The following is a 24,565-nucleotide window of genomic DNA, read 5'->3' as shown; positions in this document are numbered from 1 at the left end:
AGGATCAACCTCCCTCGACAATTGGCATTAATTCCAGGAGGGAGCCGTGTCGAAGCGGCGTGCCCGGCCCGGAAGGCCCGCCGTCGAGCAGGGTGACCATGGAGGAAGGGTCCTTCACTCCGAGAAGCGCCAGGGCGTCCGCCACCGTGGCGCCCTCCGGCAGTTCGATCTCCGGGGGGGCCTGGGCAAGCCCGCCCGGGGCTCCGATGACACCCAGGCGCACGCGCACGGGCCTCTACCTCACCTGGTAGCCCTTTTCCTTCATGCACTCGTCCAGGGCCTTCTCGTGCACGGCCTCGTAGTCCCTGGTCATGGGCGTGAACGCCGCGACCATGGACGCGTGCGTCCTGCAGGCGTCGTAGTCCGCGCGGGCCTCGGCGTCCGATTTGCCCGCGTGGCTGACCCCGGGGCGGCCGGAACACCCGCACAGCATGGCCAGCGCGAGGCAGGCGGCGAAAATCCTCATGCAACCCTCCGTCTTGACAGATGAAAGGCACCATGACTAAAGACGCTTCCATGCGCAAGACCCACGCCCCCATGTTTTTCGTCTATTATTATTCCTACGCCAGCCGCCCTCGCGGGGCGTGGCCGGGCGCGCTGCCGTAGGAACAAACACCAGGCGCTCTCACCACGGGGCCGCGAACCAGGCGTTCGCGGCCCTTTTTCGTGCCGGGAGCGCGCACGGCCCCGGCGCGAGCTAAGGAGGCAGATCATGCACATCGGCAAGACCATCCGCATGGAGCGCATCATCAACCGCGACACCGGCAGGACCGTCATCGTCCCGCTGGACCACGGCGTGACCGTGGGGCCCATCGAGGGCATCATCGACATGCGCGACACCGTGACGCGCATCGTGGAGGGCGGGGCCAGCGCCGTGCTCATGCACAAGGGCGTGGTGCCCTGCGGCCACCGGGCCAGGGGCCGGGACATCGGCCTGATCGTGCACCTCTCGGCTTCGACCAACCTCTCGCCCTACCCCGGGGCCAAGACCCTGGTCTGCGACGTGGAGGAGGCCATCCAACTGGGCGCGGACGCGGTGAGCCTGCACCTGAACCTGGGCGACGAGTCCGAGCGCGACATGCTGGCCGACGCCGGGCGCATCACGCGCGAGGCCTCGCGCTGGGGCATCCCGGCCCTGGCCATGGTCTACGGGCGCGGCCCCAAGATCTCAAACGAATTCGACCCGGCCGTGGTGGCGCACTGCGCGCGCGTGGGCATGGAGATCGGCGCGGACATCGTCAAGGTGCCCTACACGGGCGACCCGGAGAGCTTCTCGGCCGTGGTGGCCGGGGCCAGGGTGCCCGTGGTCATCGCGGGCGGGCCCAAGACTCCCACCACCAGGGATTTTCTTCGCATGGTCTTCGATTCGGTCCAGGCCGGAGGCTCCGGCCTTTCGGTCGGGCGCAACATCTTCCAGCACAGGGACCCCACCAGGCTCCTGCAGGCCCTGGGCAAGGTCGTCCACGACGGCTGGGGCGTGGAGGAAGCCATGGAGGGGCTCGGGGAGTAATTTCCCGGGAAACGCGAAGGCCCCGGCGCGAGCGTCGCTCGCGCCGGGGCCTCGTCATGCGCGGCTGGCGGCGGCCGTCAGCCCTTGAGGTTCTCCTCGATCCACTTGTCCAGGGCCTTCTCGCGTTTCTCGAAACGGTCCTTGAAACGCCCCTTGAAGTGGTCCTTCTTCTCGGCGAGCTTGGTCCGCTGCTCGGGGGTCAGCACGCCGTCCACGGCGGCCTTGACCTTCCCGGCGTTCACGGCCATTTCCTCGCCGGCCTTGGCCAGATCCCGCGCGGCGGCGCGCACCGCTGCCTCGTCGCCCGGGGACTTGGCCATCACCTCGCCCATGCGTTCGTGCGCGGCGCGCATGGCCGAGCGCAGCGATTCGGACTGGGCGCGGTTGTCCTTGAGTATCCTGGCCACCTGGCTCTTCTGCCCGGGGCTCAGGTCCAGGTCCTCGATCATTTTGACGATGCCCGCCCCGTGGTCCGGCGGAGGGGGAGGCCCGTCGTGCCTGCCGGCCTCGGCCGCCAAGGCCTGGCAGGCCAGCAGGGTCACCAGGGCGATGGCCGCTGTCATGCGTTTCATGTTCGTTCTCCTTGCGTGCTGTGAGTGAGCATGCTCACCGTGTAGGTACCTTTGGGGAGCGAAAATGTTACGCCCCTGCGCGAAGAAAACCCGCCGCGCGCCCCCGTATTGATTTCCGGCCGCTAGAGTGTATTCATCTTCTGGTCCGGCCCCGCGCCAGCCTGGCGCAGACACGGCCGGGAGGAGGCGACCATGAAGCCAGTCATCGCCCTGCTGGGCGCGGCGGCCCTGGCCCTGGCCCTGGCCGGTTGCGGCCCGGCCAGGCCCATGACCGAATCGGAGTTCAAGGGGTTCTGCTACCAGTACCCGGGCAGCCGCCACCAGGGCTGCGAGACCATCGGGCCGTGCGACGAGTACACCCCGGTGATGTCCAGGCAGCACGCCTCGCTGCAAGCCTGCGTCGAGGACTGCAATTCCGTGTACGAGGACCAGTACAAGAGGCGCGGCTTCACCGCCTGTCAGGGAGCCTCGGAGAACGCCAGGGACTGGTGCATGCGCTACTGCCGCTCGGCCTACGCGAAGTGAGGCGCCCGGCCAGCCCGGACGCCTTCAAGACAAAGGAGATCCGCCATGGAATGGGTTGAGAAAGTCAAGAGCTTCTTCGCCGGAGAGAAAAAGGACCTGAACGATCCCGAGGTGCGCAAGCAGGCCTTCTTCCTGCTCTCGGAGATCTACGGCACGGCCCGCTGGGACGAGTTCGCCATGACCGTGCGCCAGACCATCATCACCCGCCACCCCGTGCAGAAGCCCTCCTTCGCCGAGATGGAGGCCGAGATGCGCGAGGTGCACAAACTTTTCGAGCCCTGGCTGGCCTAGCGGGGAGCTGCCCCGCGAGGGCGCTGCCCTCGACCCATCACCAGGCTCCGCCCTGGACCCTGGGGGCGGATGCCTGCCCCCAGGCCCCGGCGAGAGCTTCGCGGGCTTCACCGCCCGTATGATCCCGCGCGACAATAAGCGAAGCCCCCCTGATCCGCGCCTGCGCGGACCAGGGGGGCTTCGCCTTGTTTCGATATTTACCCCCGCCCGGCGGGCAGCGCCGCCTGCCCGGCCCCGCCGGACTTCAGGTCTTCGATCAGGTTGGCGAGCACGCGGTTCTGCTCGGCCAGTTCCTCCACCGAGGCGCTGGCGTGGCGCATGCTGGCCGCCACGTCCATGGAGAGGCGGTTCACGTCCTCGACGGTGCGCGTGATCTCCTCGCTGGCCGAGGACTGCTCCTCGGCGGCCGTGGCGATGGAGCGCACCTGGTCGGCCGCCAACTCCACCAGCGACACGATGTCCTTGAGGGCCTCGCCGGACCTGGCGGCCAGGGCCGTGGCTTCCTCGATGGTCTTGGCGGAGCGCTCCACGTTGCGCACGTTCTTCTGCGTGCCGTCCTGGACGGCGCTTATGGCGTCGCCCACCTCCTTGGTGGCGGTCACGGTCTTCTCGGCGAGCTTCCTCACCTCGTCGGCCACCACGGCGAAGCCGCGCCCGGCCTCGCCCGCGCGGGCCGCCTCGATGGCCGCGTTCAAGGCCAGGAGGTTGGTCTGGTCAGCGATGTCCGAGATCACGTTCAGGATGCGCCCGATGCCCTCGGCCTGACGGCCCAGGCCGTCCATGTCGTTCTTCATCTCGGCGGACTGGGCCTGCACCTCTGCGATGCCCGTGACCACGCGGCCCACGATCTGGGCCCCCTCCTCGGCCTTCTGCCTGGCCCTCCCGGCCGTGTCGGCGGCCTCGGAAGAGTTGCGGGCCACCTCGAGGATGGTCGCGTTCATCTCCTCCATGGCCGTGGCGGTCTCGCTCACGCGCTGGGTCTGGACCTCCGAGTTGCGCGCGCAGGTCTGGATTTCCGAGGCCAGTTCGCCCGAGGCCGACGTGGCCACCTCCACCACGCCTTCGAGCTTCACGGCCGCGTCCATCATGCCCTCGACCCTCGCGGACTCGGCCCTGCTGCAGGCTTCCTGGGCCTCGCCCACGGCCCTTTGCGCGATGGCCGTCTGCTCCTCGGCCTCGGCGGTCTTGCGGTTGGCGGTGCCGATCATCTCCTTGAGCTTGTCGACCATGACATCGAGCGAATGCCCGAGTTTGCCCAGTTCGTCGGTGCGGTTGAGCGCGAGCTTCTGGCCCAGGTCGCCCTCGGCCACGGCCCCGGCGAAGCCCACGCACCTGTTAAGCGCGGAGAGCATCTGCCCCACCACGATGATCACGGCCAGACACACCAGCACGATGCCCGCCCCGCCGATGAAGAGGCTCGTGTTGCGCACCGCGCTCGTGGCCCCGGCGATGTCGGCCGCGTTCACCGTGACCACCACGATCCAGCCCGTGGTCTTGGACTTGGCGAACACGGCGGTCTTCTCGGTGTCGTTGAACGTGTACTCGAGCCGCCCGGTGCCCATGGAGAGCAGCCGCTTGCCCCAGTCGAACTCGCTCAGGTTGAGCTTCAGCAGCAGGGACTTGTCCGGATGGCAGACCACGGTCCCGCCCTTGTCCACGATGAAGGCGTAGCCGCCATGGCCCACCTTCACGGGGTCGATCATGTCCAGGGAGAACTTGCCCAGGTCCACGCGGAAGTAGATCACGCCCGCCACCTTGCCCGAGTGGCGCACCGGGGCGGCCACGAGGATCACCGGGCGGTTCGTGACGCGGCTCATGACCGGCTCGGACACGTTGGTCTCGCCCGCCATGGCCTTCTTGAAGTAGTCGCGGTCAGAAAAGTTGCCGGTGCTCTGCTGGTCCGAACTGGCGATGACGTCGCCCTTGGCGTTGAGCAGGTTCACGGACTGGATGGACGAATCGAACTTGGCGAGGTCCGTCAGGGCCTCGACGGCCTCGCGGCGCACCTTGTCGTCGGGCCCCTCCGGGGCGAGCATCCTGACGACCTTCTCGTTCTTGGCCTCCAGCACGGCCATGCCGAGCAGGCCGTCCACGAAACTCGTGAGCCCGGCCTCGGTTCCGCGCGCGATGTTCTCCGAGGCCGAAAGCAGCTCCTTCCACAACTCCTCGGACGCCTTGCTCGAGGAAAAGTAGCTCGCGAGCCCCATGCAGAGAATGACCGCCCCCACCGTCGGAACCAGCAGTTTCACCCTGAGTCCCACGTTCATGACGCCAGCCCCTTTTTAAAGTCACGTTAGGTTGAGAAATGGGAATCCTTCCCATGAAATCACATAGATCGTGTTTCAGGTCAATGGAGAGCGGCGGAGAATATACTTAGACGGCTCAGGATCGGATTTGCAGGGGAAGGGGTGGCCGGCAAGAGAATCGGCCGTGCGGTGTGTTTTTTCGAAAAGACGGCCTGCCGGAACGATCCATCAACCCCGAAGCGGCAACGATGCATGCGCCCCACATAGAGCACAAGCGACAGAGGCATCAAAACGCCTCTGTTTTTCATGCAATCCTACCTTGCAAGGGCGGCTCGCTTTTCCGATACCATCGTCAGACCGAAACGCCCCATAATGACCGCAAAAGGAGACAAGGCCCGCATGAACCCATCCACCGTGATCACCAGATCTCTCGCGACGCTCCTGTCATGCTTATTGTTCATGAGCATTACATGCCAACAACTTCATGCGGCGCAACCAGGAAGCGATGATAAATCCTCTGCCGGCGGCAATATCAAGCTCGGCAAGAAATCGATCAAATTCTTTGATGCAATGCTCTATCAGTCTGAATCTAAAGAAAATGATCGCACTCCATATATCACTCAAATAACAATGAACAAGAAAACTGTTTACACCATAAAAGACAACGCCATCGCCATGGAATCCGCGTCTGTCATCAACAACTTCCCGGCGAACGGCATGACGACCCTGGCGATGAGCCACTTCAGCGGCGGCGCGCACTGTTGCTTCACGGAGTACTGGTTGACGCGCGACACCAACGGCAGGATGACGATCACGCGGCTCTCCCAGGGAAACGCCGGAGAGCCCATGAGCATCGACGAAAAAACCACATGGCCCATCCAGATTGTTGACGACGGTTTGGCCTACTACAACGTCAAGAGCGGGAAGAAGGAGTTCTCCCTGAGCTTCGCGGAATCGCCCCAGTTCCTGCGTCACCTCGTGTACGGCGCGACCGGCTGGCGCGTGGACAAGCCCGGGGAATTCGCCGCCGAATACAAAAAGCGCATCGAACGCCTGAAAAAGGACAAAGCCGCGGGAAGGGGGCCCGGAGGACAGACGGCCTCGGCCATGACCGTCGCGTATTATGAACTCATGTCCGGCGAGAACGAAAAGGCCGTGTTCGAGAAATTCAAGAAGATGCTGCCCAGGGATACCGCCCCCCTCGCGGAGGCCATCTTCGCCGACGTCGCGAAGCAGGTGAACAAGTTCAACCCGCTCGAGACAACCGTCCTGCGCTAGGCGGATCGGACAATCAGGCAGGCAGGGACGCGGCGGGGGGAGCGAGAGCTACCCCCCGTTCTCCTGGCGGTCCAGGTTGCGATAGTTGATCGCTTCGGCCAGGTGCTCCACGCGGATGGACTCCATGCCGTCCAGGTCCGCGATGGTGCGCGAGAGCCTCAAAATCCTCGTGTGCGCCCGGGCCGAGAGCCCGAGCCTGGAATTGGCCATCTCCAGGAAGCGGTGGCAGTCGTCCCCCACGGGGCAGAACGCGCCCAGCGCCTTGCCCGAAAGCTCGCTGTTGGTGCGGATGCCCGTGCCCTTGAAGCGCTCCTCCTGAAGGCTCCGCGCCTTTTGCACCCTCCCGCGCATGGTGGCCGAATCAACGCGCCCGGCCTGGGCCTTCAGGTCCTTGTAGGGCACGGCCGGGACCTCCACCTGCAAATCTATCCTGTCCAGGAGCGGCCCCGAGAGCTTCGAAAGATACCCCCGCACCCGGGACCCTGTGCAGGTGCAGGCGTGGCGGTCGTCGCCACGAAAGCCGCAGGGGCAGGGGTTCATGGCCGCCACGAGCATGAACTCCGCCGGATACGTCAGGCTCATGCTGGCCCGGGCGATGGTCACGCGGCCGTCCTCGATGGGCTGGCGCAGCACCTCGAGCACGCTTTTCTTGAATTCGGGCAGCTCGTCCAGAAAGAGGACGCCCCGGTGGGCCATGGACACCTCGCCCGGCCTGGGCACGCTGCCCCCGCCGATGAGCCCGGCGTCGGAGATGGTGTGGTGCGGAGAGCGGAACGGGCGCACGGTGATCAGCCTGCCGCCGCGCGTGAGCTCCCCGGCCACGGAGTAGACCCGCGTGACCTCCAGGGCCTCGTCGAAGCCCAAGGGCGGGAGCACCGTGGGGATGCGCTTGGCCAGCATGGTCTTGCCCGATCCCGGAGGCCCCATGAACAGGAGGTTGTGCCCGCCGGCGGCCGCGATCTCGATGGCCCGCTTGGCGTGCTCCTGGCCCTTGACCTCGGAAAAATCCAGGGGGAACGGCCCGCCGTCCGGGTCCAGCGCGGACTGGTCGAAGGCAGTGGGGGAGAGCGCGTCCTCGCCGGACAGAAAACGCACGGCCTGGTCCAGGGTGTCCACGGCGTAGACCGCCAGGTCCTTGACCACGGCCGCCTCCTGGGCGTTGCCCGAGGGCACGAGGAGCCCCCGCGCGCCCTCCTGCCTGGCGCGGATGGCCAGGGGCAGCACCCCGGGCACGGGCAGGAGCTCGCCCGTGAGCGAGAGCTCCCCCGCGAAGTAGTACCCGCCCACCGCCTCCGGGGCCAAGACCTCGGCGGCGGCCAGAAGCCCCAGGGCCAGGGGCAGGTCGTAGCCGGAACCCTCCTTGCGCACGTCGGCCGGGGCCATGTTCACGGTGATGCGCGAGGGCGGCAGCCTGAAGCCCCGGTTCTTGAGCGCCGCGAACACGCGCTCCTTGCTCTCGCGCACCGCGCCCTCGGCCAGGCCGACCATGGTGAAGCTGGGCATGCCCTGGCGGGCCAGGTCGGTCTCCAGGACGACGGTGTGGGCCTCCACGCCCGCCAACGCGGCGCACAGAACTCGTGACAGGGCCAAGCGGACCTCCAGAACGCCTTCGCGAACAGCCTTGCGGCCCAGGCGCATCGATTCGGCGCAGCATATGCGCTTTCCCGATTTCAATCCAGCCTTGCCGGACGGCCCTCCCCGGGGCGGGGCGCAAAAAAAGCCCCGTCCGCGAGGGACGGGGCCGTTCGTTCGCGAATGGCGGGGGCGCTAGCGGATGATCTGCCCGAAGCGGCCCCAGCGGATCTCGCCGGAACCCCAGGACCAGTAGATCACCCAGGCCTTGCCCCTGATGAACTCGCGGGGCACGAAGCGCTTGTCCTCGCGCCAGTAGCGCGAGTCCATGGAGTGGTCGCGGTTGTCGCCCATGACGAAGTACTGCCCCTCGGGCACCTTCACGGGGCCGAAGTTGGGCCTGCCCCCGCCCCTGGGGTCCAGGCGCTTGTAGGGCTCGTCCACCTTCTGGCCGTTGCGGTAGAGCACGTTGTCGCGCAGCTCCACCGTGTCGCCGGGCAGGCCGATGATGCGCTTGATGTAGTCCAGGTCGCGGTCCTCGGGGTACTCGAAGACGATGACGTCGCCGAATTCGGGGTCGCTGACCTTGTAGGCGGACTTGTCCATGAAGGGCGGCTTGATGTCGTAGGCGAACTTGCTCACCAGCAGGTGGTCGCCCACCAGCAGGGTTTCGACCATGGATTCCGACGGGATCTTGAAGGCCTGCACCACGAAGGTGCGGATGATGAGCGCCAGGACCAGCGCGACGGCCAGGGCCTCGACGTATTCCTTGAGCAGTTTCTGCCAGCGCGGATTCATTGGGTTTCCTTTTGTGGTGCGGAAACGCCGGGCAAAGGCCCGCGCGCTCCCGTCAGGGGGTATCTCCGCCCCCTTCAAGCCCCACTTACCGGGGCGCGGGTTATTCGCCTGCCTTCAGCGCGGCCAGGAACGCTTCCTGGGGCAGCTCCACGTTGCCCATGCGTTTCATGCGCCGTTTGCCCTCTTTCTGCTTTTCCAGGAGCTTGCGCTTGCGGGTGATGTCGCCGCCGTAGCACTTGGCGATGACGTCCTTGCGCAGGGGGGCCACCCGCTCGCGCGCGATGACCTTGGCTCCGATGGCCGCCTGGATCACCACCTCGAACATCTGGCGGGGGATGACCCGCTTGAGCTTGAGCGCCACGTCGCGGCCCAGGTAGTAGGCCTTGTCGCGGTGCACGATGACGGCCAGGGCGTCCACCGGGTCGCCGTTGAGCAGGATGTCCAGCTTCACCAGGTCCGAGGCCCGGTAGTCGATCAGCTCGTAGTCCAGCGAGGCGTAGCCGCGCGTGCCGGACTTCAGGCGGTCGAAGAAGTCGTAGACGATCTCCGCGAAGGGCAGCTCGTAGGTGATGATCACCCGGGTGGCCGTCAGGTAGCGGATGTCCTTCTGGATGCCGCGCTTCTCCTCGCAGAGCTTGAACACGTTGCCCACGTACTCGCCCGGCACGTGGATCTCCACGCGGGCGTAAGGCTCGTACAGGGTGGCGGTGTCCTGCTGGCGCGGCAGCTTGGAGGGGTTGTCGATGGAGATGGTCGTGCCGTCGGTTCTCTCCACTTTGTAGACCACCGACGGGGCCGTGGCGATGAGCTCCACCTGGAACTCGCGCTCCAGCCTCTCCTGCACGATTTCCATGTGCAGAAGGCCCAGGAAGCCGCAGCGGTAGCCGAAGCCCAGGGCCTGGGAGGTCTCGGGCTCGAAGGTGAAGGCCGCGTCGTTCAACTGGAGCTTTTCCAGGGCGTTTTTCAGCTGCTCGTAGTCGCCCGCGTCCACGGGGTAGAGCCCGCAGAAGACCATGGGCTTCACTTCCTTGAAGCCGGGCAGCGCCTCCTGGGCGGGGTTCTCCGCCAGGGTGATGGTGTCGCCCACGCGGGCCTCGTGCAGGTCCTTGATGGAGGCGCACAGAAAGCCCACCTCCCCGGGCCCGAACTCGGCCACGTCCACGGGGCCGGGCGAAAACACGCCGAGCCTCGTGACCTCGAAGGTCGCGCCGGTGGAGAACATCCTGATCTTCTGGCCGAGCTTGAGCTCTCCGTCCATCACCCGGAAGAGCACCACCACGCCCTGGTAGGAATCGTACCAGGAGTCGAAGATCAAGGCCTTGAGCGGGGCCTTGGCGTCGCCCTTGGGCGGCGGCAGGCGGTCCACGATGGCCTCGAGCACGCCTTCCACGCCGAGCCCGGTCTTGGCCGAGACGGCCACCGCCCCGGAGGTGTCCAGCCCGATGCCCTCCTCGATCTCGGCCTTGACCCGGTCCGGGTCGGCCGATTGCAGATCGATCTTGTTGAGCACCGGGATGATCTCCAGGTCGTTGTCCAACGCAAGAAACACGTTGGCCAGGGTCTGGGCCTCCACGCCCTGGGTGGCGTCCACCACCAGAAGCGCGCCCTCGCACGCGGCCAGCGAGCGCGAGACCTCGTAGGAGAAGTCCACGTGGCCGGGCGTGTCGATGAGGTTGAGCACGTAGCGGCTCCCGTCCGGGGCCGTGTACGGGATGCGCACGGTCTGGGCCTTGATGGTGATGCCGCGCTCGCGCTCGAGGTCCATCTTGTCCAGGTACTGCTCGCGCATCTCCCGGGCCGTGATCACCTTGGTGACCTCGAGGATGCGGTCGGCCAGGGTTGACTTGCCGTGGTCGATGTGGGCGATGATGCTGAAATTGCGAATACGCGACGGTTCTACCATTTTTCACCTGCTGCCGTGTGTGCAAACGCCCTCTAAAAGATGGCGGGGGGAAGGTCAATTGCCGGTTTGGGCCTTGCCCCTCCCCTGGGGCACCCAAAAAGGCTAAGGCCCTCAAGGTATTGGATGGCCGCACTTGCAAAAAATCCCCTTGGTGCTACCAAGGCCCCGAAGGAGACTCCCATGAAACGCACCGCGCGTCACCTGATCCTCGCGGCCCTGGCCGCCGCCCTGCCCCTCTCGCAGGCCTTCGCCGGGCCGGACCTGCCCCGCGCGCTCAAGCCCGCGGAGGCCGCCGAGCTCCTGGCCAAGGCCCCGGCCGGGCTCGAAATCGTGGACCTGAGGCCCCAGGCCGAATTTTCCGACTACTCCCTGCCCGGCAGCCTGAACTTCGACGCGGCCACGGTGCTTGCCGACGAGAGCCTGCTCACGGGCACGGGGCCTCTCCTCATCGTGGACAAGGACGGCACGGCGGCCTTCGCCGTGGCCGGGGTGCTCTCGCGCAAGGCCAAGCGCCCGGTGCTGGCGCTCTCCGGCGGCCTCGCGGCCTGGTGGGCCGAGCGGGAGCTCGGCATGGCCGTGAAGGAGGTCCCCCTGGACCAGCAGGCCGCACCGGTTTCCGCGCCCGCAAGCGCGCCGGGCTCGGCTCCGGCGGCCAAGCCCGCCCCCGCCGCTCCCGCCGCACCCGCGATTCCGGGTGCGCCCCAGCCGCCCCAGGCCCCGCAACCCCCGGCCTCGAAAAACGCAGGATGCTAGACCATGAGCGATACAGAAAAGACCACCCAGCCCGGCGACGGGCCTGATTTGCCGGACTCCACGGATGCGGCCGGCACCGGGGCCGCCCAGCCCTCGCAGGAGCCCTCGCCCCGGCGGGCCTGGGCCCAGGCCGCGCGGCAGGCAACTGACGACACCCCCGCGCCCCCGCCCATGAATCCCTACATGGCGGGGGTGTTCCTCGGGCTCACGCTGCTGGCCTCCTACCTGATCCTGGGCGCCGGGCTCGGCGCATCGGGCGCCTTCGCGCGGCTCGGGGCCTGGATCGAACACCTTGTACTACCCGCGAGGGTGGAGGCCAGCGCCTATTTCGGGCCCTGGTTCCCGGCCCCGCTCTCCTACTACCTGGTGTTCATGGCCGTGGGCGTGTTCGCGGGCGGGCTCCTCTCCGCCGTGGCGGGCAAGCGCGTGCGCCTGATGGTGGAGCGCGGCCCCACGGCCACGCGCAAGATCCGCCTGATCTTCACCCTCATCGGCGGCGTGCTCGTCGGCTTCGCCTCGCGCCTGGCCATGGGCTGCACCTCGGGCCAGGCTTTAAGCGGCGGGGCGCTCCTGCTCACCGGCAGCTTCGTGTTCATGGGCTGCCTCTTCGCCACGGGCTACCTCACGGCCTGGGCCTTCAGGAGGCAGTGGAGATGATCGCGACCCTCTATTCCACCGGGCAATTGAACGCCCCCATCGGCCTGGCCTGCGCCCTGGCCCTTGGCTTCTGCTTCGGTCTGTGCCTGGAGAAGGCCGGCTTCGGCAGCTCCCGCAGGCTGGCCGGAGTGTTCTACCTCACGGACATGTCCGTGGTGAAGGTGATGTTCTCGGCCCTGGTCACGGCCGCGCTGGGCCTCGTGGCCGCCGAACGCATGGGGGCCGTGAGCCTGGACGCGCTCTACCTCATGCCCACCATCCTCGGCGCGCACGCCGTGGGCGGCGTGATCTTCGGCGTGGGCTTCGCCATGGGCGGCTGGTGCCCGGGCACGGCCGCCGTGGGCGTGGCCTCGGGCCGCGTGGACGCCCTGGTGTTCCTCATCGGCGTGGTGGCCGGAAGCATCGGCTACAACGAGGCCTTCCCCTCCATCGCGCCCCTGGCCTCCTGGGGCTCACGGGGCGTGGCCTTCCTGCACCAGAGCCTGAACGTCACCCAGGACCAGCTGGTGCTCGGGCTCACGGGCATGGCCGTGATCATGTTCTGGTTCTCCGAGGTGATCGAGCGCGGCCCGGCCATCGCCCGGCCCGGCGTGAGCAGGCTCTTCCTGGCCGGGTTCTCCGTGGTGCTCTGCGTGGGCGCGCTGGTGGCCCTGAACGTGCCCCGCATCGACCTGCCCCTCGCACCGGCCAAAGTACCGGCCACGGCGCTGTCCCCAACCCAGTCCGCCCCCGGCGCGACGCCCGGCGACGCCGTACTGTCCGAAGTGCAGACCGGGCGCGACCACATCGAGCCCCTGGAACTGGCCCGCAGGATCATGGAGCGCGACGCTACGCTCACGCTCGTGGACATCCGCACCAAACAGGAGTTCGACGCCTTCCACCTGCCCGGCGCGCAGAACGTGCCCATGTCCGAGCTGCCCACCGCGCTGGCCCCCAAACGCGGCCAGGGCGTCATCGTGATCTACTCCAACGGCATGACCCACCCGGCCCAGGCCCGCGACGCCCTGGCGCGCATGGGCTTTGGCAACGTCTACATCCTCACCGGCGGCCTCAAGGACTTCTTCGAGGCCGTGCTCAAGCCCGCGTCCCTGCGCGAAGGCCCGCAAAGCCCGGAAACCGTGGCCGCCATCAACAAGGCCCGCTCGTTCTTCCTGCCCGCCGAGCTCGCCAAACCCGCCACCCCGGCGCTCCTCACCCCGCCCGGCCGCCTGCCCGGCCTCGTGGACGCGGCCTGGCTGAAGGACAACCTGGGCAAGTCCGGGCTCAAGGTCATCGACCTCAGGCCCCAGCCGCAGTACAACTCGGGCCACATCCCGGGAAGCTTCGCGCTCAACCTGGAGAGCCTGCGCGGCAACGTGGGCGGGCTGCCCTCCATGCTCCTGCCCGCTCCGCTCCTGGCCCAGCACTTGGGCCAGATGGGGCTGACCCCGCGAGACCTGGTGGTGATCGTCGCTGGCGAAGCCCCGCACGACGCCACCCTGGCCGCCATGGCCCTGGAGCGCCTGGGGCACTCGCGCTACGCCCTGCTCTCCGGCGGCATGAAGGCCTGGAGCGCGGCCGGGCTGCCCACGGACAAGAACCTGCCCAAGGCCTCCCCCACGCGCTACCCCGCGCCCGACGGGCCGGACGGCTTCACCGTCACCGGCATCGAGGTCAACGCGGCCATGGCGGGCGGCAAGGCCGTGATCATCGACGTGCGCCCGGCGGACTACTACAACGGGACCAAGTCCGACGAGGCCAGGGCCGGGCACATCCCGGGCGCGGTCAACCGGCCCTTCACCGACGACCAGGCCGACGCGCCCGACGGCTCCAAGCGCCTCAAGCCCGAGGCGGACCTGGCCAAGGCCTACGCGGCCCTGATCCCGTCCAAGGACCACCCGGTGGTCGTGCACTGCCGCACCGGACACCAGGCCTCGCAGACGTGGTGGGTGCTCACGCGCCTGCTCGGCTACACCAACGTGAAATACTACGACGCGGGCTGGACCGAGTGGGCCGCGCGCCCCGAATGGCCCGCCGTGACCACGCAAACCCAGGAGAAAAAGCCGTGAGCGTCATCGCGGAGCTCTCCATCTTCCCCACGGGGGTCCAGGGCAGCCTGGCCCCCTACGTGGCCAGGGCCGTGAGCATCATTCGAGACTCGGGCCTGGCCCACCAGCTCGGCCCCATGGGCACCTGCATCGAGGGCGAATGGGACGAGGTGATGGCCGTGGTCACGCGCTGCTTCGAGGCGCTCAAGGCCGACCAGGACCGCGTCTACCTGACCCTCAAGGCGGACTGGCGCGCCGGGCGCGAAGGAGGGCTCGCCTCCAAGACCGCCTCGGTGGCCAAGGCCCTGGAGGGCGCGCCGTGACCCGGGCGGCGCTGGCCGCGCCGGCGCTCCTGGCCCTTCTTTTGTCAGGATGCGCGTCCTCGTCCTCGCAGCCCAGGCCCATGGAGGCGCAACAGGTCAGCCAGGCCGACCTCCAGGCGGACTTGAGCTCGCTCATGTCGCGCAACCAGGAGCTGCGCATGCGCCTGGACGACATCGAGTCCGTGCTCGGGCGCAAGGGGCGCGGCTTCACCCTGGACGACGTGAACCGTCGCCTGGCCCAGATGGAACAGGCCATCGCGCGCATGGCCGCCACCCTGGGCGTGGACTACAAGCCCGAGCCCGCCCCGGACTCGGCGGCCTACGCCCAGGCCGCACCAGCGGCGCCTGCTGTTCCCTCCGGCCCCGCGAGCCCGGGCTACGCGCCCTACCAGCCCCCGAGCGCCCCCCAGGCCACGGCCCCGGTCGCACCGGCCGCGCCAGCCGCGACCGGGGGCAACGACCCGGCCGAGGCCATCTACTCCATGGGCATGGAGGCCTACAACCGCCGCGAGTACGACAAGGCCAGCACGCTCTTCTCGGAGCTGATCAAGAGCTACCCGGCCTCGAGCCAGGCCCCGAGCGCGCTCTTCTGGCAGGCCGAGGCCAACTACCAACAGGGGGACTACGGCCGCGCGGCGCTGATCAGCCAGGACCTGATCCAGAAATATGCCAGCCACCCGCTGGTGCCCTCGGCCATGCTCAAGCAGGCCCAGAGCTTCCGCAGGCTGGGCAAAGGCCCGGCCGCCAAGATCCTCCTGCAGGACGTCGCGAAACGCTACCCCGGCACCCCCGAGGCCCGGGCAGCTGCGGCCATGCTCAAGGAGATGCGCTAAGACGAGGGCTCCGCCCTCGACCCGCAAGGGGCAGTGCCTGCCCCTTGACCCGGCGATAGCTTCGCGGGCTTCACCGCTCGGGTTGCCTGCCCAACAATCGAAGCCCCCGTGATCCGCGCAAGCGGATCACGGGGGCTTCGATTTATTTAATCAATTCAATCCCTCGCCGCTTGCGGCGACGGCGGTCCGCCGGGATAAGCGCCGCCTTGGGCGCGTTCCCGGCGGCATCCCACACGCCCCCGGCCGCGCCCCTGTACGGGTCAACCGGTGGAGCCCGCGAAGCCGACGCCGGGGTCCGGGGGGAGGCTCTCCCCCCGGCGGGTCCGGGCGGAGCCCGGCGGGTGCAGGGCAGAGCCCTGCCGAAGTTCGCCGGGGCAACGCCCCGCCGCCATCACGCCTAGTCCTCCTTGATGCTCTCCAGCATGGCGGCGCGCACTTCCCTGGGGGCCATGGTCAAAAGCCTGTTCACGGCGCTGACCACGGCCAGGATGGACGCGGTGACGATGTTCTCGTGCACGCCCACGCCGAAGGTCATGCCCTTGACGCCTTCCATGGACATCTCCACGAAGGCGGCGGCCTTGGCGTCCGCGCCCTGGCTGATGCCGCGCTCCTCGTAGGAGTGCAGGGTCACGGGCAGGCCCAGGGCGTTGACGGCCGCGTCGATGGGGCCGTTGCCCTTGCCGGAGAGCCCGTAGGTCTTCTTGTCCAGGCGCACGGTGAGGGTGATGCCCTGCTCTTTTTTCGAGCGTTCGATCAGGTGGTGCCCGGCGTAGAGCACGGGCTTTTTCAGCTTCAGGTATTCATCGCCGAAGAGGTCCCACAGTTCGGGGGCGGAGATCTCGCCGCCCTTTTCGTCGGCGCGGCGCTGCACGGCCCCGGAGAACTCCACCTGGAGCCTGCGGGGCATGACCAAGCCGTGGGCGGTCTCCATGAGGTAGGCCACGCCGCCTTTTCCGGACTGGCTGTTCACGCGCACGATGGAGTCGTAGCCGCGTCCCAGGTCTTCGGGGTCCACGGGCAGGTAGGGCACTTCCCAGGCGTCGCCGGGCTTGCGCGCGGCCATGCCTTTCTTGATGGCGTCCTGGTGCGAGCCGGAGAACGCGGTGAACACGAGGTCGCCCGCGTAGGGGTGGCGCGGGTGCACGGGCAGGCCGGTGAGCTCCTCGGCGGTGCGGGCGACCTTGTCGAGCTCGGAGAAGTCGAGGCCCGGGTCGATGCCCTGGGAGTAGAGGTTCAGCGCCACGGTGACCAGGTCGGCGTTGCCGGTGCGCTCGCCGTTGCCGAACAGGCAGCCCTCCACGCGCTCGGCCCCGGCCAGCATGGCCAGCTCGGCGGCGGCCACGGCCGTGCCCCGGTCGTTGTGGGTGTGCACGCTTACGATGATGTTTTCGCGGTGACGCAGGTTCTGGCACATCCATTCGATCTGGTCCGCGAAGACGTTGGGCGTGGCCAGCTCCACGGTGGCGGGCAGGTTCAGCACGAGCTTGTTGTCCGGCGTTGCTCCCCAGGCCTCGGCCACGGCGTCGCTCACGTCGCGCGCGAAGGAGAGCTCGGTGCCGGAGAAGGTCTCGGGGCTGAATTCCAGGGTGAAGCGGGTTTCGGGCTGGGCGGCGGCCAGCTCGCGGATGAGCTTCACGGACTCCACGGCCATGGCGACGACCTCTTCCGGGGTCTTCTGGAACACGGTCTTGCGGAACACGGGCGAGGTGGCCACGTAGATGTGCACGATGGCGCTTTTCGCCCCCTTGAGCGACTCCATGGTCCGCCGGATGAGGTGCTCGCGGCACTGGCTCAGGACGGAGATGGTCACGCCATCGGGGATGCGGTTTTCCTCGATGAGCGTGCGCACGAAGTCGAAATCCGTCTGCGAGGCGGAGGGGAAGGCCACCTCGATCTCCTTGAAGCCGACGGCGGCGAGGAGTTCGAACAGGCGCAGCTTCTGGGGCGTGGACAGGGGCTCGAAGAGCGCCTGGTTTCCGTCGCGCAGGTCGGTGGAGAGCCAGGCCGGGGCCTTGGCGATCGCCTTGTCCGGCCACTGGCGGCTGGCCGGGGACACCTGGGGGAAGGGGCGGTACTTGCCGGGGACGCTTGGCTGCATGGGAAAATTCTCCTGCTCATGAGGGTCGGACGGAACCTTCCGCCCTTTCGGGTGGAAGACGGATTGCGAACGCAAAAAAGGAAAAGGAGATTATTTGCCCGCTAGGGGCAGTAGCAGAAGAAGAGCGGAAGAGAGGATGCGGGTGACCGAAGTCATGCGGGAAGCCTAAGCGCGGCGGGAGGGGCTTGTCAACTCCCCGGCGGGGGAAAACGGGCCGGACTACCCGGCCGAGGCGGCCACGAGGGCCTGGAGGGCCCCGAAACTGCCTTCCAGGGTCTCGGACTCGCTGACCTGCTGCTGCAGGTACTGGCGGATGGGGCCGATCATGCGCAGGGCCTGGTCGATCTCGGCGCTGGCCCCGGCCTGGTAGGCGCCGATGTTCACCATGTCCTCCACGCGGCGGAAGGTGGAGAGCATGCGGATGAGCTCGCGGCCCGCCATGAGGGCGTCCTTGGGGGTCACGTCGGAGCGCAGGCGGCTGATGCTTTTCAGCACGTCGATGGCCGGGAAGTGGCCCTGGTCGGCCAGGTCGCGAGTGAGCACGATGTGCCCGTCCAGGATGGAGCGCACGGCGTCGGCGATGGGCTCGTTGAAGTCGTCGCCGTCCACGAGCACGGTGTAGATGCCGGTGATGGAGCCCACGGCACTGCGCCCGGCGCGCTCCAGGAGCTTGGGCAGGTGCGCGAACACGGAGGGGGTGTAGCCGCGCGTGGTGGGCGGCTCCCCGGCGGCCAGGCCGACCTCGCGCCCGGCCATGGCGAAGCGGGTCACGGAGTCCATCATCAGGATGACGTCCGCGCCCTGGTCGCGGAAGAACTCGGCCATGGCCGTGGCCGCGTAGGCCGCGCGCATGCGCACCAGCGGGCTCTGGTCCGAGGTGGCGATGACGAGCACGGAGCGGGCCAGGCCCTCGGGGCCGAGGTCCTTCTCGATGAACTCCACCACCTCGCGGCCGCGCTCGCCGATGAGGCCGATGACGTTCACGTCGGCCTTGGTGTTTCGCGCGATCATGCCCATGAGCGTGGACTTGCCCACGCCCGAGCCGGCCATGATGCCCACGCGCTGGCCCTTGCCCAGGGTCAGGAGGCCGTTGATGGCGCGCACGCCCACGTCCATGGGCTCGGTGATGCGCGGCCTGCGCATGGGCGGGGGCGGATCGTTGTAGAGGGGATAGAAGCGCCTGGGGTCGATGGGTCCCTTGTCGTCGATGGGGTTGCCGAAGGCGTCGATGGCCCGGCCGAGGAAGCGCCTGCCCACGGGCAAAAGCGGCGGGGTGGCCGTGTTCTGGATCAGGCAGCCCTGGCTGACCCCGCGCAGGTCGCCGTAGGGCATGAGCAGGCAGGCGTCGTCGCGGAAGCCCACCACCTCGGCGGGCACGCCGCCCTCGCCGCCACCGGGCATGAGCTGGCACACCGCGCCCAGCGGGGCCTTGATGCCCTTGCCCTCGGCGATGAGGCCCACCACCTTGCTCACCTTGCCGTAGGTGCGCACGGGGTCCAGGCCTTCGAGCAGGGAGATGCAGGCCTTGGCGTCCACGGCTACCCCTGCGCCTCGTCGAAGGAGACGCGCTCGAGGAGTTCGGAAATCTGCTGGAAGCGGCTGTCCAGGGTGTTGTCCACCATGCCCGCGCCGGATTCCAGGCGCACCCCGCCCGGGGTCATGGCCGGATCGGTCTTCACGCGCCAGCCCCCAAGGTTGGGGTGGGCGGCCTTGGCCTGCTCGAGCAGTTCGCGCGCGGGGGCCTCGTCGGCGGGGTTGACCACCACGGTGAAGCCGTGACGGGTGTCCAGGATCTCCACGGACTGGTCGATGAGCGCGGCCAGGACCTCCCTGCGCCGCTCGGAGAGCTCCACGTGGAGCGTTTTTTCCACGGCGAGCTTCAGGAGTTCGGCGAATTCGGCCCTGTGCGAGGCCCACAGCCTCGGGCGCTCGGCCTCCAGGCCGGCCATGAGCCCGGCCAGCTTGCCGCCCATGACGGCCATCTCGTCCTTGCGGGCCTGCCCGGCCTGGGCCAGGCCCTGGGCCAGGCCCTCCTGGCGGGCCTGCTCGCGGATGGCGTCGGCCTCGGCCATGGCCTGGGCCAGTATCTCGCGGGCCTTGGCCTGGGCCTTGGCGCGCACCCGGGCCCAGAACTCCAGCTCGGTTTTGGCGTCCAGGGTCTGGGTCTTGGTGCCCTCGATCTCGTGGACGGTCATCTCCGCGGGGCCGTTCTCGCCCGACCCCATGACCACCCGCGCGTTGCCGGGCAGGAAGACTTCGCCGGGGGGCAGCCCGGCCTCAGATGAAGACATCTCCGCCACCTCTGCCGATGGCGATCTTGCCTTCGGCCTCGAGCCTTCTCACTGTCTTGACCACGCTCTGCTGCGCGGCTTCCACGTCCGCCAGGCGCACGGGGCCCATGATCTCCAGGTCTTCGCGGATCATGGTGGCGGCGCGCTCGGAGAGGTTCTTGAAGAACTTCTCCTTGAGGTCGTCGCTGGCGCCCTTGAGTGCCTGGGTGAGCTCCTCGTTGGAGACCTCCTTGAGCAGTTCGCGGATGGCCCGGTCGTCCAGGGCCTTGATGTCCTCGAACACGAACATGAGGTTGCGGATGTCCTCGGCCATCTGGGCGGACTCCTCCTCGATCTCGGAGAGGACTTCCTCTTCCGTGGCGCGGTCCACGGCGTTCAGGATCTCGGCCACGGCCGTGATGCCGCCGACCTTCTTGCCTTCCTTGCCGCCCATGGCGATGAGCTGGTTCTGGAGCACCTTGTCCACTTCCATGAGCATCTCCTCGGCCACGGCCTCGAGCCTGGCCAGGCGCATGAGCACCTCGGCGCGCACGCCGGAAGGCAGGTTCTGCAGGAGCTCGGCTGCCTGGTCCGGGTGCAGGTGGCCCAGGATGAGCGCGAGGGTCTGCGGGTGCTCGTTGCGAAGGATCTGGGCCAGGATGCGCGGGGAGACGTTGCCCAGCTCCTGGAAGGGGATGGGGCCCGTGCTTATCTCCAGCGAATCCATGATGTACTTGGCCGTGTCGGTGTCGAGCGTCTTGGAGAGCATGCGCTTGACCGTGTCCGCGCCGCCGACGAGCACGTCCTGACCGAACTGGAGGGTCTCGTTGAACTCCTTGAGCACCTCCTCGACGCCTTCCTTGTCCACGGTGTCGATCTCGAGCATGGCCTTGGAGATGCGTGCGATCTCGCCACGGTCCATGCGCTTGAACACCTCGGAGCAGAACTTGTCGCCGAGCGCCAGGCAGAGCACTGCGGTCTTTTGCGGTCCGGTCAGGGCCATGTCTTACGCCGCCTCCTGCTTGAGCCAGCCGCGCAGCACCAGGACGGCCTGCTCGGTGTTGGATTCGAAGAGCTGCTGGGCCAGGATCTTGGCGTTCTCCAGCCGCTTGGAAATCTCCAGAAGCTCGGTCTCCTCCTCCTCGGGCTCGGCCAGGGCGATGCGCCGCTCGGCCTCGGGCAGCCTGCTGATCTGCTCGATCTCCTCGCGGGTGACGCGGGGGCGGATGAGCGCCATGACCACCGGGCGCACCACCAGGAGCAGGAAGAGGAACACGAGCAGGCCGTTCAGGAAGGGCTTGCCCAGGCGCTGGGCGTACTCCAGCATGTTCTGGGTCAGGCTCGGCTCGGCCATGAGCTCGCGCTCGCCGAAGGGCATGGAGGACACCTCGATGGTGTCGCCACGCTTGGCGTCGAAGCCCACGGCGTTGGCCACGGCCTGCTTGATGCGCTCCATCTCCTCGGCGGACCGGGGGATGAACTTGGCTTCCTTGCTGTTCGGGTCCTGTACGTGGTCCACGATAACCGCGACGGAGAGCCGCTGCAACTCCCCGGTGGGGGCCACGATGTGCTGGGTCTCGCTGTTGATCTCGTAGTTGGTCTGGCGCTTCTCCTGGGACTGGTCCACCTTGTTCTGGGTGCCGGAGAAGCCGTCGCCCCGGAAGTTGGTCTCGGGCACGGAGCCGTCCACGTTGGCCTTCTGGTTGGTGGAGGACTCCTCGCGCACCTCGGAGCGCACCACGGTGGCGTTGGGGTCGAAGCTCTCGCGCTTGATCTCGCGGCGCGCGAAGTCCAGCTGCGCCGTGACCTTGGCGATGGACTTGCCCGCGCCCACGATGGGGTTCAGCAACTCCTCGATCTGGCGCTCGACGGTGCGCTGGTAGGTGTTGCGGAACTCGAACTGGGTGCTGGTCATGCCGTCGATGCTGGCCTCGTCCTTGGGCTGGTGGAGGATCTTGCCCGCCGTGTCCGTGACGGTGACGCGGCTATGGTCCAGGCCCTCGACGCTCATGGCCACGAAATTGACGATGCCCTGGACCTGCTTGGGCTCGAGCTTGGCCCCGCTTTTCAAGGTCAGCACCACCGAGGCGCTGGGCTTGCGCTGCTCCTCGATGAACAGGCTCTTCTGGGGCAGCACCAGGTGCACCCTGGCCTTCTCGATCTGGGGGAACTCGCCGATGGTGCGCGCCAGCTCGCCCTGCAGGGCGCGCTGGTAGTTGATGCGCTGCACGAAGTCGGTCTGGCCGACCTTGGTGTCGTCAAAAATTTCGTAGCCCAGGCCCACGCCGTGGAGCTTGCCCTCGCCCGCCACCTTCAGGCGCTGCTCGCTGACCATGTCCGCCGGGACCAGCACGGTCTGGCCGCCGTCCTCCAGCCTGTAGGGCACCTTGGCCGCCTTGAGCGTCTCCATGACGCGCCCGGCGTCCTCGGTGCCCAGCTTGGAGAAGAGGACCTTGTAGTCGGGCTGGTTGAACCAGACGATCATCAGCACGAACGCGGCCACCACGGAAGCGGCGACGCCGGCGAAGAGGATGCGCTGGGCCATGGTGCGGCCGGACCAGAAACGGGTGGCCTGGTCCCAGAGCGATTTGAACACGGAGGGCATGGCTTAACTCCTTTGGAATGCGACCGGGCCTAGAACGGCATCTTCACGAGTTCGCGGTACATGTCCATGACCTTGTTGCGCACGGCCGAGGTCATGGACATGGCCACCCCGGCTTTCTGGAGCTGGATCATCAGTTCGTGGACGTTCTGGTTCTCGCCGGTGGCGAAGGTCTCGACCATCTGGTCCTTGCGGACCTGCTCGGCGTTGACCTTGGCCACGGAGTTCTTGAGCGCGTCCACGAAGCCGCTCTGCGGGGCCTGGACCTCGCCGAGGGCGCGGCTGACCTGCTTCTGGACCGATCCCGCGCCCTGGGTCTGGCCCATGGCGGCGCGGTAGGCGTTCAACGCGACGGGGCTTATGGCCATTGTCGTGCTCCTTCAGGGCCTAGCGGGCGATTTCCAGGGCCTTGTTGTACATGGCCTTGATGGTGGTGATGGTGGTGGTGCTGGCCTCGTAGCTGCGCGTGGCCTGGATCATGTTGGTCATCTCCTCCACCACGTTGATGTCCGGGTACTGCACGTAGCCGCTCTGGTCGGCGTCGGGGTGCCCGGGCTCGTAGACCTGGCGCGGGGGCCTGGAGTCGTTGACGATGCCGGTGACGCGCACGCCGTTCAGCTCCTGGTCCAGGGCCGCGTTCATGGCCTTGCCGAAGGGCGTGGCCTGCGTGGACTCCAGGGCCACGGACTTGCGCTGGTAGGGCCCCTGGCCGTCGGCGGTGCGCGTGGTCTTGGCGTTGGCCAGGTTCATGGCGATGACGTTCATGTACGTCCGCTGCGCGGACAGCGCGGAACCGCCGATGTCGAGTGCGGTCATGAAGTCCATGAGCTACTTGCCTCCTTCGCCGATGATCTTGGTGATGCCCTCGAAGCTCTTCTGCACCACAGTGGTCAGGGCGTTGTACATCAGCGAGTTCTTGGACATGGCGGCCATCTCCTTGTCCAGGTCCACGGCGTCGGCGCCGTAGATGGTGCGGGGCTTGAATTCCTTGCCCAGGCCGCCCTCGAAGCCGTCCACGTTGAAGCGACCGGGCACGTGGCCGGCGTTGGTCCTTGTTATGTTCGCGCGCGTCTCCGGGCTGCCGATGGCCTCCTGGAGCTCCTTCTCGAACTCCAGGGAGCGGGCCTTGTACCCGGGGATGTTTATGTTGGCGATGTTGGACACGACAAGGTTTTGACGCTCAAGGCGCAGGTCCATGACCTTGCCGAGCAGGGCTGCGTTCTTTCCGTAGATTGAAGGCATGGCGTGTCTCCTTGGGCGGCGGCTTTTTTTGCCGGGCTGGCCCGGCCGTTCGAGGGCCGCCCCGGCCCATCCAGTAGCAACTCCCGTTCCAACACCATAACCATCTGAAATTCTGAAATTACATGAAACAGGGGGCGTCGGGCACGCGTCATGCTTGTCAGGGCAGGGACGCGCGCCGGATGGAGGAAATTGCCCTCATCGAATCATGGCACGCCGATTGCTAGGGAGAATTCGCAGGTTCGCCGGTCCCCGGGAGGGACGAGGTTGGCGCGCCGGTACGGAAGGGGAGACGGGAGGCCAGGAAGGTCTCCCAGCTTTGGGAAGCGAATAAAGGACGCCGCGCCCGGGAGAAGGTTTTGGCAAGCGGGGTCCGCGCACCGGAGGGGACAGTAATGAGCGGTCATCTGGACTACGAAATCAACAAGGAATTGGGCGAGTGCTACCTGTTCATGGGTGAGCTGGACAAGGCGGAGGAATACTACCGCAAGGCCATGGGCTCCAACGGGGTCCATCCCGACCCCTACCTGGGGCTGGCCACCATCGCCGTGCACAGGGGAGACCTGGACGAGGCCTTCGTCTTCTACCGCAAGGCCGCCGACATCGAGGCCACGGACAAGGCCCTTTCGGGCATGGCGCTCATCGAGACCGAGCGCGGCGAGATCGGCTCGGCCTTCAGCCACTTCGCCCAGGCCCTGGACCACAACCCGGCCAACATGATCGCGCTCTACAGCATCATCCGCCTGGGCCACTCCATGGGCCTCCTGGAGGACGTGGTGCCGTACCTGGAGGCCTACCTGGCCATCGACCCGCTGAAGCACGAGATCCGCTACTCGCTGGCCGGCTGCCTGGCGGCCGCCGGACGCGACGGCGAGGCCAGGGCGCACCTGGACCGCATCCTGGAGCACGACCCGGCCAACACGCCCGCGGTGGAGCTCAAGGAGCACCTGGAAGCCAGGGCCGCCTAGGGCGGGAAATTTTCACGAATCTCCCCTCCCCCATTGGTTCCCGGTCCGTAACCGCTCCCGGCGGCCGGACCGGGAACCAACCCCAAAAAAGGGCGCGGGG

Annotated in this window: 25 protein-coding genes; 10 read left to right on the top strand and 15 right to left on the bottom strand. The window is 67.5% G+C overall.

Going from position 1 to position 24,565, the window contains the following annotated elements:
- Positions 1-4 precede the first annotated feature (4 nt).
- Both ACZ5V4_RS11460 and ACZ5V4_RS11455 read right to left on the bottom strand, forming a co-directional pair.
- Complete coding sequence (locus tag ACZ5V4_RS11460) at positions 5-229, bottom strand: MoaD/ThiS family protein (protein ID WP_464314989.1); 225 nt, start codon at positions 227-229, stop codon at positions 5-7.
- A gap of 6 nt (positions 230-235) precedes the next feature.
- A complete protein-coding gene (locus tag ACZ5V4_RS11455; RefSeq protein ID WP_464314988.1) occupies positions 236-466 on the bottom strand; it encodes a hypothetical protein in 231 nt (76 codons plus the stop codon).
- A 246-nt stretch (positions 467-712) separates the two neighbouring features.
- Here ACZ5V4_RS11455 and ACZ5V4_RS11450 point away from each other — a divergent pair, with 246 nt between their 5' ends.
- Positions 713-1,510 carry a 2-amino-3,7-dideoxy-D-threo-hept-6-ulosonate synthase gene (locus ACZ5V4_RS11450; protein ID WP_464314987.1) on the top strand — a complete coding sequence of 266 codons (798 nt, stop codon included), beginning with the start codon at positions 713-715 and terminating at the stop codon, positions 1,508-1,510.
- 77 nt (positions 1,511-1,587) lie between these two features.
- Here the strand turns inward: ACZ5V4_RS11450 and ACZ5V4_RS11445 are convergent, their stop codons facing one another.
- A complete protein-coding gene (locus ACZ5V4_RS11445; RefSeq protein WP_464314986.1) occupies positions 1,588-2,082 on the bottom strand; it encodes a Spy/CpxP family protein refolding chaperone in 495 nt (164 codons plus the stop codon).
- Between the two features lie 192 nt (positions 2,083-2,274).
- Between ACZ5V4_RS11445 and ACZ5V4_RS11440 the strand changes: the two genes are divergently transcribed.
- Complete coding sequence (locus ACZ5V4_RS11440) at positions 2,275-2,607, top strand: hypothetical protein (RefSeq protein WP_464314985.1); 333 nt, start codon at positions 2,275-2,277, stop codon at positions 2,605-2,607.
- Positions 2,608-2,652: 45 nt separating this feature from the next.
- The gene (locus tag ACZ5V4_RS11435) at positions 2,653-2,898 is read left to right on the top strand and encodes a hypothetical protein (RefSeq protein WP_464314984.1); all 246 of its coding nucleotides are present in this window, start codon (positions 2,653-2,655) and stop codon (positions 2,896-2,898) included.
- 197 nt (positions 2,899-3,095) lie between these two features.
- Here the strand turns inward: ACZ5V4_RS11435 and ACZ5V4_RS11430 are convergent, their stop codons facing one another.
- Positions 3,096-5,165 (bottom strand): methyl-accepting chemotaxis protein, encoded by a 2,070-nt coding sequence (locus ACZ5V4_RS11430; protein WP_464314983.1) that lies wholly within the window; start codon positions 5,163-5,165, stop codon positions 3,096-3,098.
- A gap of 378 nt (positions 5,166-5,543) precedes the next feature.
- Here ACZ5V4_RS11430 and ACZ5V4_RS11425 point away from each other — a divergent pair, with 378 nt between their 5' ends.
- The gene (locus ACZ5V4_RS11425) at positions 5,544-6,422 is read left to right on the top strand and encodes a hypothetical protein (protein ID WP_464314982.1); all 879 of its coding nucleotides are present in this window, start codon (positions 5,544-5,546) and stop codon (positions 6,420-6,422) included.
- 48 nt (positions 6,423-6,470) lie between these two features.
- Here ACZ5V4_RS11425 and ACZ5V4_RS11420 read toward each other — a convergent pair whose 3' ends face one another.
- The 3 genes from ACZ5V4_RS11420 to lepA form a co-directional block, all read right to left on the bottom strand.
- Positions 6,471-8,012 (bottom strand): YifB family Mg chelatase-like AAA ATPase, encoded by a 1,542-nt coding sequence (locus tag ACZ5V4_RS11420; protein ID WP_464314981.1) that lies wholly within the window; start codon positions 8,010-8,012, stop codon positions 6,471-6,473.
- Between the two features lie 177 nt (positions 8,013-8,189).
- Positions 8,190-8,792, bottom strand: a complete 603-nt coding sequence (gene lepB / locus ACZ5V4_RS11415; protein ID WP_464314980.1) for a signal peptidase I — start codon at positions 8,790-8,792, stop codon at positions 8,190-8,192.
- A gap of 100 nt (positions 8,793-8,892) precedes the next feature.
- Positions 8,893-10,695, bottom strand: a complete 1,803-nt coding sequence (gene lepA, locus ACZ5V4_RS11410) for a translation elongation factor 4 (RefSeq protein WP_464314979.1) — start codon at positions 10,693-10,695, stop codon at positions 8,893-8,895.
- Between the two features lie 180 nt (positions 10,696-10,875).
- Between lepA and ACZ5V4_RS11405 the strand changes: the two genes are divergently transcribed.
- Genes ACZ5V4_RS11405 through ybgF form a run of 5 tightly spaced genes read left to right on the top strand, consistent with a single transcriptional unit; the run spans position 10,876 to position 15,288 of the window.
- Entirely contained in the window at positions 10,876-11,448 is a 573-nt protein-coding gene (locus tag ACZ5V4_RS11405; RefSeq protein WP_464314978.1) for a rhodanese-like domain-containing protein, read from the top strand.
- 3 nt (positions 11,449-11,451) lie between these two features.
- Entirely contained in the window at positions 11,452-12,105 is a 654-nt protein-coding gene (locus ACZ5V4_RS11400) for a YeeE/YedE family protein (protein ID WP_464314977.1), read from the top strand.
- Positions 12,102-14,153: a rhodanese-like domain-containing protein gene (locus ACZ5V4_RS11395; RefSeq protein WP_464314976.1), complete on the top strand. Its 2,052-nt coding sequence runs from the start codon at positions 12,102-12,104 to the stop codon at positions 14,151-14,153. The genes ACZ5V4_RS11400 and ACZ5V4_RS11395 overlap by 4 nt, the downstream gene beginning before the upstream one ends.
- Positions 14,150-14,455: an MTH1187 family thiamine-binding protein gene (locus ACZ5V4_RS11390; RefSeq protein WP_464314975.1), complete on the top strand. Its 306-nt coding sequence runs from the start codon at positions 14,150-14,152 to the stop codon at positions 14,453-14,455. The genes ACZ5V4_RS11395 and ACZ5V4_RS11390 overlap by 4 nt, the downstream gene beginning before the upstream one ends.
- Positions 14,452-15,288 (top strand): tol-pal system protein YbgF, encoded by an 837-nt coding sequence (gene ybgF, locus ACZ5V4_RS11385; RefSeq protein WP_464314974.1) that lies wholly within the window; start codon positions 14,452-14,454, stop codon positions 15,286-15,288. The genes ACZ5V4_RS11390 and ybgF overlap by 4 nt, the downstream gene beginning before the upstream one ends.
- A gap of 397 nt (positions 15,289-15,685) precedes the next feature.
- Here ybgF and leuA read toward each other — a convergent pair whose 3' ends face one another.
- From leuA to flgB, 8 genes are all read right to left on the bottom strand, one after another.
- Positions 15,686-17,386 carry a 2-isopropylmalate synthase gene (leuA, locus tag ACZ5V4_RS11380; RefSeq protein ID WP_464314973.1) on the bottom strand — a complete coding sequence of 567 codons (1,701 nt, stop codon included), beginning with the start codon at positions 17,384-17,386 and terminating at the stop codon, positions 15,686-15,688.
- Between the two features lie 219 nt (positions 17,387-17,605).
- A complete protein-coding gene (locus tag ACZ5V4_RS11375) occupies positions 17,606-18,922 on the bottom strand; it encodes a FliI/YscN family ATPase (RefSeq protein WP_464314972.1) in 1,317 nt (438 codons plus the stop codon).
- A 2-nt stretch (positions 18,923-18,924) separates the two neighbouring features.
- Positions 18,925-19,677, bottom strand: coding sequence for a FliH/SctL family protein (locus ACZ5V4_RS11370; RefSeq protein ID WP_464314971.1), 753 nt, complete (start codon positions 19,675-19,677; stop codon positions 18,925-18,927).
- Entirely contained in the window at positions 19,664-20,659 is a 996-nt protein-coding gene (fliG, locus tag ACZ5V4_RS11365) for a flagellar motor switch protein FliG (RefSeq protein WP_464314970.1), read from the bottom strand. The genes ACZ5V4_RS11370 and fliG overlap by 14 nt, the downstream gene beginning before the upstream one ends.
- Positions 20,660-20,662: 3 nt before the next feature.
- Positions 20,663-22,261 carry a flagellar basal-body MS-ring/collar protein FliF gene (fliF, locus tag ACZ5V4_RS11360; RefSeq protein WP_464314969.1) on the bottom strand — a complete coding sequence of 533 codons (1,599 nt, stop codon included), beginning with the start codon at positions 22,259-22,261 and terminating at the stop codon, positions 20,663-20,665.
- A gap of 29 nt (positions 22,262-22,290) precedes the next feature.
- Entirely contained in the window at positions 22,291-22,626 is a 336-nt protein-coding gene (gene fliE, locus ACZ5V4_RS11355) for a flagellar hook-basal body complex protein FliE (RefSeq protein WP_464314968.1), read from the bottom strand.
- A 19-nt stretch (positions 22,627-22,645) separates the two neighbouring features.
- Positions 22,646-23,083 carry a flagellar basal body rod protein FlgC gene (gene flgC, locus ACZ5V4_RS11350; protein ID WP_464314967.1) on the bottom strand — a complete coding sequence of 146 codons (438 nt, stop codon included), beginning with the start codon at positions 23,081-23,083 and terminating at the stop codon, positions 22,646-22,648.
- Between the two features lie 3 nt (positions 23,084-23,086).
- On the bottom strand, positions 23,087-23,500 hold the full coding sequence (gene flgB, locus ACZ5V4_RS11345; RefSeq protein WP_464314966.1) for a flagellar basal body rod protein FlgB: 414 nt from the start codon (positions 23,498-23,500) through the stop codon (positions 23,087-23,089).
- A 392-nt stretch (positions 23,501-23,892) separates the two neighbouring features.
- On the opposite strand from flgB, the gene ACZ5V4_RS11340 reads away from it, so the two are divergent.
- Entirely contained in the window at positions 23,893-24,465 is a 573-nt protein-coding gene (locus tag ACZ5V4_RS11340) for a tetratricopeptide repeat protein (RefSeq protein ID WP_464314965.1), read from the top strand.
- Positions 24,466-24,565: the final 100 nt, after the last annotated feature.

The organism is Fundidesulfovibrio sp. YSD1 (assembly GCF_055397115.1).
Note: the sequence above shows the minus strand (reverse complement) of the source record. Positions and strands in the feature narration are given on the sequence as shown.